Below are 15,792 nucleotides of genomic sequence, written 5' to 3' on the forward strand. Positions count from 1 at the left end.
CGCGGCCTCACCGGCGAGGGCAGCGGGGAGGACGCCGAGCGCGTCGACACCCGGGCCATCGGCGCCCTGCTGTTCGCCGCCCTCACCCACCGCTGGCCCTACCCCGAGGACCGCTACGACCTCCAGGGCCTGCCCAGGAACCTCCGCGAGGTGGCACCGGACCAGGTCCGCGCCGGCGTCCACAAGGGCCTGTCCGAGCTGGCCGCCCGAGCCCTGCTCGACCACCCGCCGCACCACGCCGAGCCGATCACCACCCCCGACGGACTGGCCCGGGCGATCGCCCTGATGCCGCGCATCCGCCAGCCCCAGCCCGAGCTCCCGGCCTTCACCAGCCCGCCGCGCCACAACACCCACGCACTGCCGACCGCGCCCAACCCGACCCGGGTGGTGGCCGCCCCCGGCACCGCGCCGGCCCCGGTGGCCGCCCCGGTGCGGCGCAGCGGACGACGGCTGCGCACCGTGGTCAAGGTGACCGCGTCGGCGGTCGCCCTCGGCGCCATCGGCGTCGCCTCCTGGCAGCTGGTGGACAGCCTGCGCCCGGGGAGCACGGCCGTCGCCTCCCCCCAGCCCAGCTCCACCTCCGCCACTCCCAGCGCCCACGCCGCCACCCACGACCCGGCTCCGATCCCGGTCAAGGAGGCGCTGTCCTACAACCCGCTGGGCGAGAAGGCGGACGGCGCGGCCAGCCTGGCCAAGGCCATCGACGACGACCCGGCCAGCGAGTGGCAGACCAACTGGTACAGCGACGCGTTCGGGTCCAAGCCGGGCACCAAGGAGGGCACCGGGCTGCTGCTCGACCTCGGCTCGGCGCAGACGGTCTCCAAGGTGACCCTCAAGTGGAGCACCGCCACCACGGCCGAGCTCCGCATGCCCGGCAAGACCGTCGGCAACGCGCAGACCGCCAAGCCGGGTGATTTCACCGTCCTGGGGAAGAAGGCCGGCACGGCGGTCGAGTACAACCTGGACAGCCCGGTCACCACCCGCTATCTCTTGATCTGGCTGACCAACCTGTCCAAGAATCCGGACAGCGGTCCGAACCCGGGCAAGTACCAGGCTTTCCTCGGCGACGTGAAGGTCTTCGGCTGACCCGCCGACTGCGGTGGCGGGGCACGAACGACGAGGGGTGGACGTGGCGCAGGACGGACCGGAGCGGCCCGACGACGACGCGGCGCTCCTCGCCCGGCACGTCGGCGGCGACCGGGAGGCCTTCGGCCTGCTGGTGAACCGCCACCGGGATCGGCTCTGGGCCGTCGCCCTGCGCACCCTGGGCGACCGCGAGGAGGCCGCCGACGCCCTCCAGGACGCCCTGGTCTCCGCCTTCCGGTCCGCCCACACCTTCCAGGGCCGGTCGGCCGTCACGACCTGGCTGCACCGGATCGTGGTCAACGCCTGCCTGGACCGCGCCCGCCGGGCGGCCACCCGCCGGACCAAGCCGCTGGACGACGATCCGCAGCGGCTGGACGCCCTGGTCGGCTCGGCCGAACCGGCCGACTCCCCGGTGGTGCGCGCCGAGGTGCACCGCGAGCTGTCCGCCGCACTCGCCGAGCTCCCGCTCGAGCAGCGGGCCGCGCTGGTCCTGGTCGACATGCAGGGCTATCCGGTCGCCGAGGCGGCCGAGCTGCTGGGGGTGCCGGTGGGCACGGTGAAGAGCCGCTGCGCCCGGGGCCGGGCCCGGCTGCTGCCGCTCGTCCGGCATCTGCGCGAGGAGGCCGGCCCGGCGTCGCGGGGGAGCGCTGTTTCACGTGAAACACCGCCCCCGGGCAACACCTCCCGTCCGACCGGGAACCCACCCGGCGGCCGCACCGTCACAGGGACAGCCCCGGATCCAGCCCGGCCGATTCTGGAAGGAGACGCGAGTACGCGATGACGGCACCGCCCTCCTCCTCCGACCCCACCGCCGGACCGCACCCCTCGGTCGACGAGCTGGCCGACCTCTCCGAGGACCTGCTCGCCCCCGCCGAGGCCGAGGCGCTCCGGGAGCACCTGGCCGGCTGCACCGACTGCCGGGAGACCGTCGACGCGCTCACCGAGGTGTCGGCGCTGCTCGGCGCGGCCGAGCCTCCGGCCGTGCCGGCCGATGTCGCCGCCCGGATCGACGCCGCCCTCGCGGCCGCCGCCGGACCGCCCGCGGCGCCCACCGCGTCCACCTCGTCCATCGCGTCCACCTCGTCCACCTCGTCCACCTCGTCCACACCGTCCGTGCCGGCCGCCCGGCCCGCGCCCACCGGGTCGCCGAAGGCCCCGCCGTCCCGCCCGGTCGCGGGCACCGCCGCCGGCACCGGCCCGGGACGGTCCCGCCGGGGCCGCCGCAGGGCCCTGCTGCTCGGCTCGGCCGCCGCGCTGGTCGCCCTCGGCCTCGGCGGCGCCTTCCTCTCCCTGTCCTCCTCCGGGCGGCAGGACCTCAGCACCACCGCCGACGCGGGCGCCGCCCCCGCCGCCGGCACCGCCGCCCCGGAGAGCTCCGCCGCCGGGGCCAGGACCGACCGTGCCACCGGCGGCACGGCCTACCAGGACGACCGGCTCGCCGCCCAGGTCGCGCAGCTGCTCGCCGCCGCGGGCACCACCCGCCCGGTCAAGCCCTCCACCGGCCCCGGCTCGGGCCCCGGTTCTGTCCCCGGCTCGGGTTCGGCCCCCGGCTCGGGCTCCGCCACCGACCCCTCGGAGGGCGCCGGGGCGACCGCCGTGCCGCCCGCGGAGGGCGGCCAGGGCCTCGTGGGCGGCGACCGCTCCACCCCGGCCTGCCCGCCCCCCAGCACCGCCGCCCTGCTGGCCACCGACCGGGGCAGCTACGCGGGCGCGGCCGCGGACCTCCTGGTGTACGCCCTGCCGGGCCGTCCTGAGCTGCTCGACGTCTACCTCCGCGCCCCCGACTGCGGACCGGTGCTGCGCCATCTGACCGTCCCCGCACCCTGACCGGTGGTTCCCGTGCGATCCATGCCCGGGGCCGCGCGACACTCCCAGAGTGCGGTCGCCTGGTACTGATCCTCCTGGGAATGCGAGACACTGGTCAGTCGTTGTCCCGGGCGGCGGAGCAGGACCGCCCTCCCCGCAGCAAACGCGGGTCGCGATGCGAACCAGGAGATGCAGTGAGCGACGTCCGTAACGTGATCATCATCGGCTCCGGCCCCGCCGGATACACCGCCGCGCTCTACACGGCCCGCGCCTCCCTCAAGCCCCTGGTCTTCGAGGGCGCCGTCACCGCCGGTGGCGCCCTGATGAACACCACCGAGGTCGAGAACTTCCCGGGCTTCCGGGACGGCATCATGGGCCCCGAGCTGATGGACAACATGCGGGCCCAGGCCGAGCGCTTCGGCGCCGAGCTGATCCCCGACGACATCGTCTCGGTCGACCTCACCGGTGACATCAAGACCGTCACCGACTCCGAGGGCAACGTCCACAAGGCCCGCGCGGTGATCGTCACCACCGGCTCCCAGCACCGCAAGCTGGACCTGCCCAACGAGGACAAGCTGTCCGGCCGGGGCGTCTCCTGGTGCGCGACCTGCGACGGCTTCTTCTTCCGGGACCAGGACATCGCGGTGGTCGGCGGCGGCGACACCGCCCTGGAGGAGGCGACCTTCCTCTCCCGCTTCGCCCGCAGCGTCAAGGTGATCCACCGCCGGGACACCCTGCGCGCCTCCAAGGCGATGCAGGAGCGCGCCTTCGCCGACGAGAAGATCAGCTTCGAGTGGGACAGCGCGGTCGAGGCCATCCACGGCGACCCGAAGCTGACCGGTGTCACCCTGCGCGACACCACCACCGGCGAGCTGCGCGAGCTCCCGGTCACCGGCCTGTTCATCGCGATCGGCCACGACCCGCGCACCGAGCTCTTCAAGGGCCAGCTGGAGCTCGACGCCGAGGGCTACCTCAAGGTCGAGGCCCCCTCCACCCGCACCAACATCCCGGGTGTCTTCGCCGCCGGCGACGTCGTCGACCACACCTACCGCCAGGCCATCACCGCCTCCGGCACCGGCTGCTCCGCCGCCCTGGACGCCGAGCGCTACCTGGCCTCGCTGGCCGACCTGGAGGCCCAGGCCGCCACCGTCGCGGTCTGACCCGAAGCGATCCACCGTCCGGTCGGGTGTGTTCCACGTGAAACACACCCGACCCCGCCGGGACGAAACAGAACCGCCCTGTGCGGTGTTGTAGACCTGGCAGCCCCTCGCCCGATTGACCCCTAGGAGTGACCGTGGCCGGCGCCACCACCACCGTGACCGACGCGACGTTCGAGGCGGACGTCCTCAAGAGCGACAAGCCCGTTCTCGTCGACTTCTGGGCCGAATGGTGCGGCCCGTGCCGTCAGGTCGCCCCGGTTCTGGAGGAGATCGCGGCCGAGCAGGGCGACAAGCTCACCATCGCCAAGCTCGACGTCGACGCGAACCAGCAGACCGCCGCGACGTACAACGTGATTTCCATCCCGACCCTGATCCTCTACAAGAACGGCGAGGCGGTGAAGCAGATCACCGGCGCCCGTCCGAAGGCCGCGCTGCTGCGCGAGCTGGACGGCCTGATCTAGGTCCGTTCCCCCGGAACGCCACGAGGGCGGGACTCCCCACCGGGAGTCCCGCCCTCGTCCGTTGTCCCCGGCCCTCCGGGGGGCCGCCCCGAGGCACCGGGAGCGCTCAGAACGGCCGCAGCGCCGGCTCCTTCCGACCGCCGCCCAGCAGCCGCTCCAGCGCCCCCTCGACGTCCCCCCGCCAGGAGAGCGTGGTCCGCGCCTCCAGCCGCAGCCGCGGGTAGCGGTGGTGCGGGCGGACCGTCTTGAAGCCCACCGCCAGCAGGTGCTCGGCCGGCAGCACACAGCTGACCGGCTGCCGCCCCACCGCCCCGAAGGCCTCGATCGCCCGGAACCCCCGGCCCAGCAGGTCCTTGGCCACCGTCTGCACCAGCACCCGGCCGATCCCCTGCCGCTGGAAGCCCGGCAGCACCCGGCTGACCATCAGCTGAACGGCGTCCGAGGCCACCGGGCTGGTCGGGAAGGACTGCGAACGCGGCACATACGCGGGCGGGGCGTAGAGCACGAACCCGGCCGGCTGCTCGTCCACGTAGACGACCCGGCCGCAGGACCCCCACTCCAGCAGGACGGCGGAGATCCACCCCTCCTTCTCCAGCTCGGGCTTGCCGGACTCCACCGCCGCCCGGCCGCTGACCGGGTCCAGCTCCCAGAACACACAGGAGCGGCAGGTCGACGGCAGATCCGCGAGGTTGTCCAGCGTCAACGGAACGATCCGGCGTCCCATGCCCCGCACCTCCTCGTCCACTCCACAGTCGAGCATTCCCCCCGAATGCCGATGGGTGCATGTTTCACGTGAAACAGCGCCCACGTGGAACATGCACCCATCGCGTGCCGCGATCGGCCCGGCTCAGCCCTGCGACAGCCGCAGTCCGTCCTCACCGGGCGCGAGGCTGTCCAGGATCCGGTTCAGGTCCTCCACGGAGCCGAACTCCAGCACCACCTTGCCCTTGCCGAGCTTGCCGGCGCGCTGCGACACCTCGACCTTCACCCGGGTCTCGAAGCGGTCGGAGAGCCGGCTCGCCAGGTCGTTGAAGGCCGGCGAGAGGATCTTCCCGGCCTTGGGCGCCTGGCGCTTGGGCCGCTCCTCCCGGTCCATCAGCGCGACGATCTCCTCGGTGGTCCGCACCGAGAGCCCCTCCGCGACGATCCGCTTGGCCAGCTCCTCCTGCCGCTCCTGGTCCGGCGCCCCGAGCAGCGCCCGGGCGTGGCCCGCGGTGAGCACCCCGGAGGCCACCCGCCGCTGGACCGCCGGCGGCAGCTTCAGCAGCCGCAGGGTGTTGGACACGTGCGAACGCGAGCGCCCGATCCGGTCCGCCAGCTCGTCGTGGGTGCAGGAGAAGTCCCGCAGCAGCTGGTCGTAGGCGGCTGCCTCCTCCAGCGGGTTGAGCTCCGCCCGGTGCAGGTTCTCCAGCAGGGCGTCCAGCAGCAGCTTGTCGTCCTCGGTGGCCCGGACGATCGCCGGGATCTGCTCCAGCCCGGCCTCCCGGGAGGCCCGCCAGCGCCGCTCGCCCATGATGAGCTCGAAGCGCCCCGGCGCGGACTGGCGCACCACCACCGGCTGGAGCAGGCCCACCTCCTTGATCGAGGCGACCAGCTGGGCCAGCTTGTCCTCGTCGAACACCTCGCGCGGCTGGCGCGGGTTGGGGGTGATCGCGTCCAGCGGCAGTTCGGCGAAGTAGGCGCCCTCCACCCGGGTCAGCTCCGCCTCGGCGGCGGCCTGCTCCCGCAGGCTCTCCGCGGCGGCCTTGGCCGCCAGCGTGCCCCGGCCCGAGGGCAGCGTCGGCACCGCCGTGGGCGACGCCGTGCCGGCCGGGGCCGCCGCGGGCTGCGCCGCGCCCCCGACCCCTGCGCCCGCCGGGGCCACCGGGGAGATCAGCGCCCCGAGTCCTCGTCCCAGACCCCTGCGACCACTCACCGATTGCCCTCCGTCGTACCGTGCTGTGCCACCGGGGCGCCCTGCTGCCCCGAACCGTCCCGCTGCTGCCCCACCAACGAACCGCCGCCCGCGGCGGGCACCGCCCGCAGCGCCAGCTCCCGCGCGGCCTCCAGGTAGGAGAGCGCACCGGTGGAGCCGGGGTCGTAGGTGAGCACCGTCTGACCGTAGCTGGGCGCCTCCGAGATCCGGACCGAGCGCGGGATCGCGGTGTGCAGCACCTCCTGCGGGAAGTGCGTCCGGACCTCCTCCGCCACCTGGGCGGCCAGCCTGGTCCGGGCGTCGTACATGGTGAGCAGGATCGTGGAGACGTGCAGCGCCGGGTTGAGGTGCGCCCGGACCAGCTCGACGTTGCGCAGCAGCTGCCCGAGGCCCTCCAGCGCGTAGTACTCGCACTGGATCGGGATCAGCACCTCCTGGCCGGCGACCAGGGCGTTGACCGTCAGCAGGCCCAGCGAGGGCGGGCAGTCGATCAGGATGTAGTCCAGCGGCTGCTCGTACGCGGCGATGGCGCGCTGCAGCCGGCTCTCCCGGGCCACCAGCGACACCAGCTCGATCTCCGCGCCGGCCAGGTCGATGGTCGCGGGGACGCAGAACAGCCCCTCGACCTCGACCACCGGCTGGACCACGTCGGCCAGCGGCTTGCCCTCCACCAGTACGTCGTAGATCGAGGGCACCTCGGCGTGGTGGTCGATGCCGAGCGCGGTCGAGGCGTTGCCCTGCGGGTCGAGGTCGACCACCAGGACCCGCAGCCCGTGCATGGCCAGCGAGGCGGCGAGGTTGACGGTGGTGGTGGTCTTGCCCACCCCGCCCTTCTGGTTGGCCACCACCATCACCCGGGTGGCGGCCGGCCGGGGCAGTCCTTCGCCCGCTCGGCCGATGGCCTGGACCGCAGCCTGGGCGGCACGCGCGATGGGCGTGTCATCGATCTGGTCGATGGTCTCCGAGTCCTGCATGGGGCTCAGTGTTTCACGTGAAACCGGAGCGGCAACAGTCACCGCCCGGCTGCGGGCGAGGATTCCCGAGAGCAGAGAGCGACGTTTCACGTGAAACACCATGCCCGCAATGTCGGAATTCTGACGATGCGACACTCCGGTGAACCCCGAGTCGTCCGGCCGGCCGCCCTGCCGTCACCGGGGCGTCGGAAACGCTCGGGCGGCGGCCCGGACGACCACGGGCGGGCGGTCCGAGGACCACCCGCCCGTGTCGAGTCCCATCCCGGTGTCAGCGGGGACGCCGCCGGGGGTTGCGGGCGCGGTCGCCGCCGCGGGTCGCGCCACCGGCCGCGGCCCGGCCGGCCCTGGCCGCGGCCTTGGCCCGGCGGGTCGCCGCCCGCACACCGCCCGGGCTCTCGCCCACCTTGACCTGGATCACCCGGGTCGAGGTCTCCAGGGTGCCGTCGCCGACCGAGATCACCGACCACTCCACCCCGCCGAGCTTCGCCAGCCCGGCCCGCGAGTCGGCGAGCTCCTGCTCCGCGCTGTCGCCCTTGAGCGCCAGCATCTGGCCGTGCGGACGCAGCAGCGGGAGGCCCCAACCGGCCAGCCGCTCCAGCGGCGCCACCGCACGGGCGGTCACCACCTCCACCGCGAGCTTGCCGACCATCTCCTCGGCCCGGCCGCGGAGCACGGTGACGTTCTCCAGACCGAGCTCGCGGACCACCTCCTCCAGGAAGGTGGTCCGGCGCAGCAGCGGCTCCAGCAGGGTCACCGAGACGTCCGGGCGGGCCAGCGCCACCGGGATGCCGGGCAGCCCGGCGCCGGAGCCGACGTCGCACAGCGTCGTCCCGGCCGGCAGCAGCTCGGCGAGCACCGCGCAGTTGAGCACATGGCGGTCCCAGAGCCGGGGCACCTCGCGCGGGCCGATCAGCCCCCGGGTCACGCCCTCGGTCGCCAGCAGCTCGGTGTAGCGGACGGCGGCGTCGAACCGCTCGCCGAAGACCTCCCGGGCGACGGCCGGCGGGGCGGGCGGCGGCTCGACCGCCGGCCGCCCGCCCGCGGGCGCGCTCCCGGCGTCCGGACCACCGGCCCCCGACTCCGGCTCTCCGGCAGGCACGCTCTCCGTGTCCATCTCGACCTCTCCGCTCCCCGGATCCACCGACCCGCTCCTGCACCGTTTCACGTGAAACATCTCTCGCCGGGCCAGCGCCCCGCGAAGGGACGACGACCCCGCCCGCGCGTGGCGGACGGGGTCGGGTCCTCGTGTCGCTTGCCGGCCGCCCTGGCGGCCGGCGGTCGCCCGGCCGTCAGGCCGGCAGCACGACCACGCAACGCTGGGGCTCCTCGCCCTCCGACTCACTGCGCAGACCGGCCGCGGCCACCGCGTCGTGGACGACCTTGCGCTCGAACGGGGTCATCGGACGCAGCTTGACCTGCTCGCCGGAGCTCTTCACCTGCTCCGCGGCCTGGGACCCGAGGGTCGCCAGCTCCGTGCGCTTGCGGGCCCGGAAGCCGGCGATGTCCAGCATGAGGCGGCTGCGCTCGCCGGTCTCCCGGTGGACGGCCAACCGGGTCAGCTCCTGCAGCGCCTCCAGCACCTCGCCGTCCTGGCCGACCAGCCGATGCAGGGCCCGGTCGTTGCCGTCGCTGACGATGGAGACCAGTGCGCGGTCGCCCTCGACGTCCATGTCGATGTCACCGTCGAGGTCCGCGATGTCGAGCAGACCCTCCAGGTAGTCCGCCGCGATGTCGCCCTCCTGCTCCAGGCGGGCGACGATGTTCTCGTCGGCGCCGGGGGCGGCCTCGGCCTCGACGGCGGAGGTGGTGCCTTCCGTCACTGATGGACTCCTTCGGAGATGGGCCCGGTTGGTGGGCCGGTAACGAGGTTCAGGGGGCCGCGGAGGCGGTTCGGACCGGGCCGGTCACTTCTTCTTCGGCCGCTGTCCGCCGCGCTTGGGCTGCTGTCGGCCGCCCTGCTGACGGGTGGCGGCCGGCTTGGCCGCGGTCTGCTTGGCGGCACCTGCCGCACCGGCGGCACCGGTGCTCGCGGTGTCGGCCGAGTCCGCCGGCACCGCGTCCGCGGGCTGCTCGGCCGGGGCGTCCTTGGTCAGGCTCGCCGGCTGGCTGCCACCGTGCTGGCGCTGCGACTTGGTCTGCTTCCGCGGCTGCTGGCGGCGCACCTGCACCGACTCCTCCACCACGGCCTCGGCCGTCGCGGCCGACTTCTTCGCCGGCAGCAGGCCCCAGAGCGGGCCCTGGATCACCGAGCCGTCCGGGTTCAGCCGGCCCTGCTTCTTCAGCCGCTCCTGACGCTCGTCCCAGGCCTTGCTGCCCGGCGTCGGGTTGTTGCGGATGACGATCAGCTGCTGGCCCATCGACCAGATGTTGGTGGTCAGCCAGTAGACCAGGACACCGACGGGGAAGTTGATGCCCATCACGGCGAACATGATCGGGAAGACGTACATCAGCATCTTCTGCTGCTGCATGAACGGCGTCTTCACGGTGAGGTCGACGTTCTTCGTCATCAGCTGGCGCTGGGTGATGAACTGCGACAGCGACATCAGGACGATCATCACGGCGACGACGATCTTGACGCTGACCTCGCTGCTGCCGACGAAGGTCGCCGAGAGCGGGGCACCGAAGATGTGGGCCTGCTGGGCGCTGTCCAGCAGGGTGCCGTCGATCACGCCGATCGGCTTGCCGTCGGCGACCTTGGCGAGCACGCCGTAGAGCGCGGTGAAGAACGGCGCCTGCACGATGATGGGAAGGCAGCTGGAGAACGGGTTGGTACCCGCCTCCTTGTACAGCTTCATCATCTCTTCGGACTGGCGCTGGCGGTCGTTCTTGTACCGCTCCTGGATGGCCTTCATCTTCGGCTGGATCGCCTGCATGGCCCGGGTCGCCTTGATCTGCTTCACGAAGAGCGGGATCAGGCAGATCCGGATGACGACCACCATCGACGCGATGGCCAGACCCCAGGCCCAACCACCGTTCGGATCGAAAACGTGGCTGTACAGCGAGTGGAACTGGACGATGATCCAGGACACCGCTGTGTACAGGGGGTTGAGGAAGGAGAAGGTCACCGGTCAGGCTCCTTGGACATTGGGATCGGCCCCACTGGGCCAATGGTCGCCGGGCCCTCTGGGTCCGGACCGGCGGGGGGCATGATCACCGGCTGGTCGGCGGCGGACCGGCCCTTCAGCCGGTCCCGCAGCCGGCGGTGCCACACCGGATGCTTGCGCGGCGGGACATGGTCGACCCCACCGGGCGTCCATGGATTGCAGCGCAGGATGCGCCACACGGTCAGTGCGCCGCCCTTCACCGCTCCGTGCGTCCGCACGGCCTCGAAGCCGTAGTGCGAACAGGAGGGGTAGTAGCGGCACACCGGACCGAGCAGTGGGCTGATGGTCCACTGGTAGACCCTGATCAGACCCATCAGCAGGTACTTCATCGACCTGCTCCCGTCGGCGCCGAAACAGCATGCTCGGCCTTGAGCAGCCGTTTGAGCGCCGCGTCCAGGTCACGTTCGAGTTCCTGGTACGAGGCGGACGCGGCCGGAGGCAGCGCACGCACCACTATCAGGCTACCGGCGGGCAGCCGGGACAGACGATCACGGACAAGGTGCCGCAACCGGCGCTTGACCAGGTTGCGGGTGACCGCCGGGCCGACGGCCTTGCTCACGACGAAACCCGCACGCGCCGAAGGAGTCCCCTCGGCGACGTGCGGGCGGATGTCGCTGGTCCGGTCGGTGTGGTCCCCGGAGCCGTCCTCTCTGGCGAGATGGACGACCAGCAGGGGCTTACCGGCCCGACGACCGCGTTTGACTGCGGTCGCGAAGTCCTGGCGCCGCCGCAGCCGATTCTCGGAGGGCAGCACAGCAGACTCTGGTGCGGATCAGGCGGACAGGCTGGTGCGGCCCTTGCCACGGCGGGCAGCCAGGATGGCGCGGCCGGCGCGGGTACGCATACGCAGCCGGAAGCCGTGGGTCTTCGCGCGACGACGGTTGTTCGGCTGGAAGGTGCGCTTGCTCACTCGGGGGCTCCTGAGGTGAATCGTAGGATGACGGGTGATCGCTTGGCCGTCACCGTGCGTCCGCGTGATCTCCCCGATTACGGAAATCCGGCCCATCACCCCAGTTCGGCTGGGGTTCGGGGCAATCCACGGCGCCCGTGCTGCGCGCCTTATGGAGCGGGAGGACCCGCGGACATGCGGCAGCGGCCATCGACAACTCGACCTGGTTACGGTACGCGGGACGGGGCACGAGGGTCAAACCAGCCGCCTGGAGGCGGTTTGCCCACAGCCTGTGGACAACGACTTGATCCCGCTCTGTTCGCTGACTACCGTTGCAGGACTTGTCTGGTTTGTTCATTGGAAAGCGTGCACCAGTGGCTGATGTCAACAGCGACCTCGTCCCGGTCTGGGCGAGAGTCGTAGAGCGGCTGGTCGGCGACCCGGACATCGGGGAGATGGACAAGCAGTGGGTGGAGCGCACCCAGCCAATGTGGATGATGCACGACACCGCCCTGCTGGCGGCCCCGAACGAGCGGGCCAAGCAGGTGCTGGAGGGACGGCTGCTGCCGCAGCTGACCGAGGCGCTCTCCCGCGAGCTGGGCCGCCCGGTGCGGATCGCCGTGATGGTCGACGCCAACGCGATGCCGAACATGCCCGCTCCCGCCGCCCAGGCACCCGTGGAGCCGTACCCGAGCCCCTCCGGCCACGACGGCCACGACGATCACGACGAGCCGGACGACCGGCACGACGACCGCCGTCGGCACGACGAGCGGCAGCGCCAGGACGACCGGCACGACGACCGGCACCGCCAGGACGACCGGCAGCGGCAGGACGAGCGCCAAGGGCAGGACGAGGGCCACTACGGCGGCCCCGGCTACCCGCGCCCCTACCAGTCCGACTACGACCGGCCCCGCTACGACACCGGCGGCTACGAGCAGCGCCCCGCGCCCTACGGCGGCCCGGCGGCCGGCCAGGTCTGGCCCGGCTACCAGGAGCAGCAGCCCGGCTACCGCGAGCCCGACGAGCCGGTGGACCGGCCCGCGCCGAGGGCCCTGCCCCCGTCCTCGACCACCCAGGGCGACCTCTTCGGCGGCGCCTACGGCCCCGGCCCCGGCGAGCACCCGCGGACCGCCTCCGGCCGCCGCGGCCCCGGCGGGCGCCCCGCCCAGCGCCCGGACAGGGCTCCGGCCGAGCGCGCCACCGACCGGCCGGCGGTACCGGGGGTCCCCCCGCCGCCCGGCGCACCGCCCGCCGGCGGGTCCCGCAAGGACGAGCCGGCCGCCCGGCTGAACCCCAAGTACCTCTTCGACACCTTCGTCATCGGCGCCAGCAACCGCTTCGCGCACGCGGCGGCGGTGGCGGTCGCCGAGGCCCCGGCCAAGGCGTACAACCCGCTCTTCATCTACGGCGAGTCCGGGCTGGGCAAGACCCACCTGCTGCACGCCATCGGGCACTACTCGCGCAGCCTCTTCCCGGGCACCCGGGTGCGGTACGTGTCCTCGGAGGAGTTCACCAACGAGTTCATCAACTCGATCCGGGACGGCAAGGCGGACACCTTCCGCAAGCGCTACCGGGACATGGACATCCTGCTCGTGGACGACGTGCAGTTCCTGGCGAGCAAGGAGTCCACGCAGGAGGAGTTCTTCCACACCTTCAACACCCTGCACAACGCCAACAAGCAGATCGTGCTCTCCTCCGACCGGCCGCCGAAGCTGCTGACCACGCTGGAGGACCGGCTGCGCAACCGCTTCGAGTGGGGGCTGATCACCGACGTCACCCCGCCGGAGCTGGAGACCCGGATCGCGATCCTGCGCAAGAAGGCGATCCAGGAGCAACTCAACGCCCCGGCCGACGTGCTGGAGTTCATCGCGTCCCGGATCACCCGGAACATCCGGGAGCTGGAGGGGGCCCTGATCCGGGTCACCGCCTTCGCCAACCTCAACCGGGCGCCGGTCGACCTGGAGCTGGCCGGGATCGTCCTCAAGGACCTCATCCCCGGCGGTGACGAGGACGCCGGGCCGGAGATCACCGCCCAGGTGATCATGCAGCAGACCGCGGCCTACTTCGGCCTCGGTGTGGACGACCTCTGCGGATCCTCGCGCAGCCGGGTGCTGGTGACGGCCCGCCAGATCGCCATGTACCTCTGCCGCGAGCTGACCGACCTCTCGCTGCCGAAGATCGGCGCGCAGTTCGGCGGCCGCGACCACACCACGGTGATGCACGCGGACCGCAAGATCCGCTCGCTGATGGCGGAGCGGCGCTCGATCTACAACCAGGTCACCGAGCTCACCAACCGCATCAAGAGCTGACTTCCGGCCCGTCCGCGGGGACGGGTGCCGGATGGCCGGAAAAGGGCGTCAGGAGCGATCCTGACGCCCTTTCGGCATATCCACAGGTGTGCGTCGCCGACCGGCGGGGCAGGGATGCCGGTGACGGACGCTCCGCCAGTCCGCCGCCCGCACCGAACATCTGACCAGGGATTCGAACGCCCGGGGTGTGCGAGGCCGAAATCCACAGGCCGGACGGGTTCTCCACTGTCCACAGGGCCGATGGCCGGAAGTTATCCAGAATTCCTCCACAGGGCGGCCGCCGCTACGCTCTTCCGCGCAGGTCAGGTGCCTGTGGACTTGTGCACAACGGTTATCCACAGGCTGTGGACAATTGGCGGCCCGTCACTGGGCCGTCCGGGTTGTCCACCGGTTGTCCCCAGGAAGAGGGGGGTTGTCCCCAGGTTGTCCACAGCTGTGTCCACAGTTCGACAACCTTCTGCGGACGTTCATACCCAGGTGTGAAAGGCGTCACGAAAAGTTGACCGGGGCCCGTGGATAACCGGGGCCGGATCTGGGGACGGAGCTGGGGATAACCTGTGGATACCCAGCGTGCCCTGTGGGTAACGCTCCGCCGTCCACAGCGGGCCGTGTTCGTCCACAGCCGCCATCCACATGTCCTGTGGACAAAAAACCGGGCCTGACCTGCTAAAACAGGGTTATCCACGGTTTCCACAGGCCCTACTACTACCACTACACCTATAGACCCATCGACTTGCTCAAAAGCAGGTGGGCTCGAAATCTGTGGACAACCGGGCCCCGACATCCGTTCGAGTTGCTTCCGCCCGTCTGCCCCGTCTGTCGGTGGAGTACGTCAGACTGTCCTCGGCGACTGGAAGCGGAGCGGCGGAGCTCGGTGGACAGCCGCGGCGAAGACCAAGATCAGAAGAACCAGACGTGCGAGCGGGAGCGCTCGATCCAGGAGGCGGTTACCGGTGAAGTTCCGGGTGGAGCGTGACGTCCTCGCGGAGGCGGTGGCCTGGGCTGCTCGCAGCCTCCCGGCACGGCCGCCGGTGCCGGTGCTGGCCGGCCTGCTGCTGACGGCGCAGGACGGCAGCCTGGCCCTGTCCGGCTTCGACTACGAGGTCTCGGCCCGGGTCGGGCTGGAGGCCGACATCGAGGAGCCCGGAACCGTGCTGGTCTCCGGCCGGCTGCTCAACGACATCTCGCGCAACCTGCCCAACCGGCCGGTGGAGATCTCCACCGACGGCCAGCGGGTCAGCGTGGTCTGCGGGAGCTCCCGGTTCACCCTGCCGACCCTCCCGGTGGACGAGTACCCGGCCCTGCCGGCGATGCCGACCGCGACCGGCACCGTCCCGGGCGACGTGTTCGCCTCCGCGGTCAGCCAGGCCGCCGTGGCCGCCGGCCGCGACGACACCCTGCCGGTGCTCACCGGTGTGCGGGTCGAGATCGAGGGTGACCGGATCACCCTGGCCGCCACCGACCGCTACCGCTTCGCGGTCCGCGAGCTGATGTGGAAGCCCGAGCAGTCCGACATCTCGGCGGTCGCCCTGGTCCCGGCCAAGACCCTGCAGGACATCGCCAAGTCCCTGGGCAGCGGCGACAGCGTCTCCATCGCGCTCTCCTCGGGCGGCGCGGGCGAGGGCCTGATCGGCTTCGAGGGCGCCGGCCGGCGGACCACCACCCGGCTGCTGGAGGGCGAGTTCCCCAAGTACCGCAGCCTCTTCCCGACCGAGTTCAACGCGATCGCGGCGATCCAGACCCAGCCCTTCCTGGAGGCGCTCAAGCGCGTCTCCCTGGTGGCCGAGCGCAACACCCCGGTCCGGCTGAACTTCGAGGAGGGCGTGCTCACCCTGGAGGCCGGCTCCGGCGACGACGCCCAGGCCACCGAGCGGATCGACGCCTCCCTGGAGGGCGACGCCATCTCGATCGCCTTCAACCCGGGCTACCTGGAGGAGGGCCTCAAGGCCATCGACTCCCCCTTCGCCCAGCTGAGCTTCACCACCCCGACCAAGCCCGCGCTGCTCAGCGGCAAGGCCGCGGTGGACGCCGAGGCCGACGAGGCCTACCAGTACCTGATCATGCCGGTCCGCCTCTCCGGCTGAGCCC

General features: G+C 72.1%; 15 protein-coding genes and 1 pseudogene. 7 read left to right on the forward strand and 9 right to left on the reverse strand.

Annotation, left to right across the window (positions count from 1 at the left end; genetic code table 11):
• The 5 genes and pseudogenes from BI06_RS09375 to trxA form a co-directional block, all read left to right on the forward strand.
• Positions 1-1,086 (forward strand): annotated as a pseudogene (locus BI06_RS09375) (serine/threonine protein kinase); the annotation flags it as partial.
• 43 nt (positions 1,087-1,129) lie between these two features.
• The gene (gene sigM / locus BI06_RS09380) at positions 1,130-1,867 is read left to right on the forward strand and encodes an RNA polymerase sigma factor SigM (protein ID WP_082558426.1); all 738 of its coding nucleotides are present in this window, start codon (positions 1,130-1,132) and stop codon (positions 1,865-1,867) included.
• Positions 1,864-2,913: an anti-sigma factor gene (locus tag BI06_RS50475; protein ID WP_051740575.1), complete on the forward strand. Its 1,050-nt coding sequence runs from the start codon at positions 1,864-1,866 to the stop codon at positions 2,911-2,913. The genes sigM and BI06_RS50475 overlap by 4 nt, the downstream gene beginning before the upstream one ends.
• Positions 2,914-3,086: 173 nt before the next feature.
• Positions 3,087-4,052: a thioredoxin-disulfide reductase gene (trxB, locus tag BI06_RS09390; RefSeq protein WP_030392430.1), complete on the forward strand. Its 966-nt coding sequence runs from the start codon at positions 3,087-3,089 to the stop codon at positions 4,050-4,052.
• A gap of 134 nt (positions 4,053-4,186) precedes the next feature.
• Complete coding sequence (trxA, locus tag BI06_RS09395; protein ID WP_030392429.1) at positions 4,187-4,513, forward strand: thioredoxin; 327 nt, start codon at positions 4,187-4,189, stop codon at positions 4,511-4,513.
• Positions 4,514-4,619: 106 nt separating this feature from the next.
• Here trxA and BI06_RS09400 read toward each other — a convergent pair whose 3' ends face one another.
• The 9 genes from BI06_RS09400 to rpmH form a co-directional block, all read right to left on the reverse strand.
• Positions 4,620-5,237, reverse strand: a complete 618-nt coding sequence (locus BI06_RS09400; protein ID WP_030392428.1) for a GNAT family N-acetyltransferase — start codon at positions 5,235-5,237, stop codon at positions 4,620-4,622.
• A gap of 123 nt (positions 5,238-5,360) precedes the next feature.
• Complete coding sequence (locus tag BI06_RS09405; protein ID WP_030392427.1) at positions 5,361-6,428, reverse strand: ParB/RepB/Spo0J family partition protein; 1,068 nt, start codon at positions 6,426-6,428, stop codon at positions 5,361-5,363.
• Positions 6,425-7,402: a ParA family protein gene (locus BI06_RS09410; RefSeq protein ID WP_094745482.1), complete on the reverse strand. Its 978-nt coding sequence runs from the start codon at positions 7,400-7,402 to the stop codon at positions 6,425-6,427. Before BI06_RS09410 ends, BI06_RS09405 begins: the two co-directional genes overlap by 4 nt.
• A 268-nt stretch (positions 7,403-7,670) precedes the next feature.
• Positions 7,671-8,516 (reverse strand): 16S rRNA (guanine(527)-N(7))-methyltransferase RsmG, encoded by an 846-nt coding sequence (gene rsmG, locus BI06_RS09415; RefSeq protein ID WP_082558427.1) that lies wholly within the window; start codon positions 8,514-8,516, stop codon positions 7,671-7,673.
• 175 nt (positions 8,517-8,691) lie between these two features.
• A complete protein-coding gene (locus tag BI06_RS09420) occupies positions 8,692-9,222 on the reverse strand; it encodes a R3H domain-containing nucleic acid-binding protein (RefSeq protein ID WP_030392424.1) in 531 nt (176 codons plus the stop codon).
• An 84-nt stretch (positions 9,223-9,306) separates the two neighbouring features.
• Positions 9,307-10,467 (reverse strand): membrane protein insertase YidC, encoded by a 1,161-nt coding sequence (gene yidC, locus BI06_RS09425; RefSeq protein ID WP_043466946.1) that lies wholly within the window; start codon positions 10,465-10,467, stop codon positions 9,307-9,309.
• Positions 10,464-10,835 (reverse strand): membrane protein insertion efficiency factor YidD, encoded by a 372-nt coding sequence (gene yidD / locus BI06_RS09430; RefSeq protein ID WP_045938903.1) that lies wholly within the window; start codon positions 10,833-10,835, stop codon positions 10,464-10,466. The genes yidC and yidD overlap by 4 nt, the downstream gene beginning before the upstream one ends.
• Positions 10,832-11,260 carry a ribonuclease P protein component gene (gene rnpA / locus BI06_RS46085; RefSeq protein WP_078879736.1) on the reverse strand — a complete coding sequence of 143 codons (429 nt, stop codon included), beginning with the start codon at positions 11,258-11,260 and terminating at the stop codon, positions 10,832-10,834. Before rnpA ends, yidD begins: the two co-directional genes overlap by 4 nt.
• 18 nt (positions 11,261-11,278) lie before the next feature.
• A complete protein-coding gene (gene rpmH, locus BI06_RS09435; RefSeq protein ID WP_030392420.1) occupies positions 11,279-11,416 on the reverse strand; it encodes a 50S ribosomal protein L34 in 138 nt (45 codons plus the stop codon).
• Positions 11,417-11,769: 353 nt separating this feature from the next.
• Here rpmH and dnaA point away from each other — a divergent pair, with 353 nt between their 5' ends.
• Together dnaA and dnaN are read left to right on the forward strand one after the other, a co-directional pair.
• On the forward strand, positions 11,770-13,704 hold the full coding sequence (gene dnaA / locus BI06_RS09440; RefSeq protein ID WP_043466950.1) for a chromosomal replication initiator protein DnaA: 1,935 nt from the start codon (positions 11,770-11,772) through the stop codon (positions 13,702-13,704).
• 953 nt (positions 13,705-14,657) lie between these two features.
• The gene (dnaN, locus tag BI06_RS09445; RefSeq protein ID WP_030392418.1) at positions 14,658-15,788 is read left to right on the forward strand and encodes a DNA polymerase III subunit beta; all 1,131 of its coding nucleotides are present in this window, start codon (positions 14,658-14,660) and stop codon (positions 15,786-15,788) included.
• The last annotated feature ends 4 nt before the right edge of the window (positions 15,789-15,792 follow it).

It is taken from the genome of Kitasatospora sp. MBT66, from assembly GCF_000710405.2.
GTDB classification, from domain to species: domain Bacteria; phylum Actinomycetota; class Actinomycetes; order Streptomycetales; family Streptomycetaceae; genus Kitasatospora; species Kitasatospora purpeofusca.

Excerpts from the sequence above, each read along its gene's own strand:
- yidD (WP_045938903.1), bottom strand. The coding sequence starts at position 10,835 with ATGAAGTACCTGCTGATGGGTCTGATCAGGGTCTACCAGTGGACCATC.
- BI06_RS50475 (WP_051740575.1), top strand. The coding sequence starts at position 1,864 with ATGACGGCACCGCCCTCCTCCTCCGACCCCACCGCCGGACCGCACCCC.
- rsmG (WP_082558427.1), bottom strand. The coding sequence starts at position 8,516 with ATGGACACGGAGAGCGTGCCTGCCGGAGAGCCGGAGTCGGGGGCCGGT.
- BI06_RS09400 (WP_030392428.1), bottom strand. The coding sequence starts at position 5,237 with ATGGGACGCCGGATCGTTCCGTTGACGCTGGACAACCTCGCGGATCTG.
- BI06_RS09410 (WP_094745482.1), bottom strand. The coding sequence starts at position 7,402 with ATGCAGGACTCGGAGACCATCGACCAGATCGATGACACGCCCATCGCG.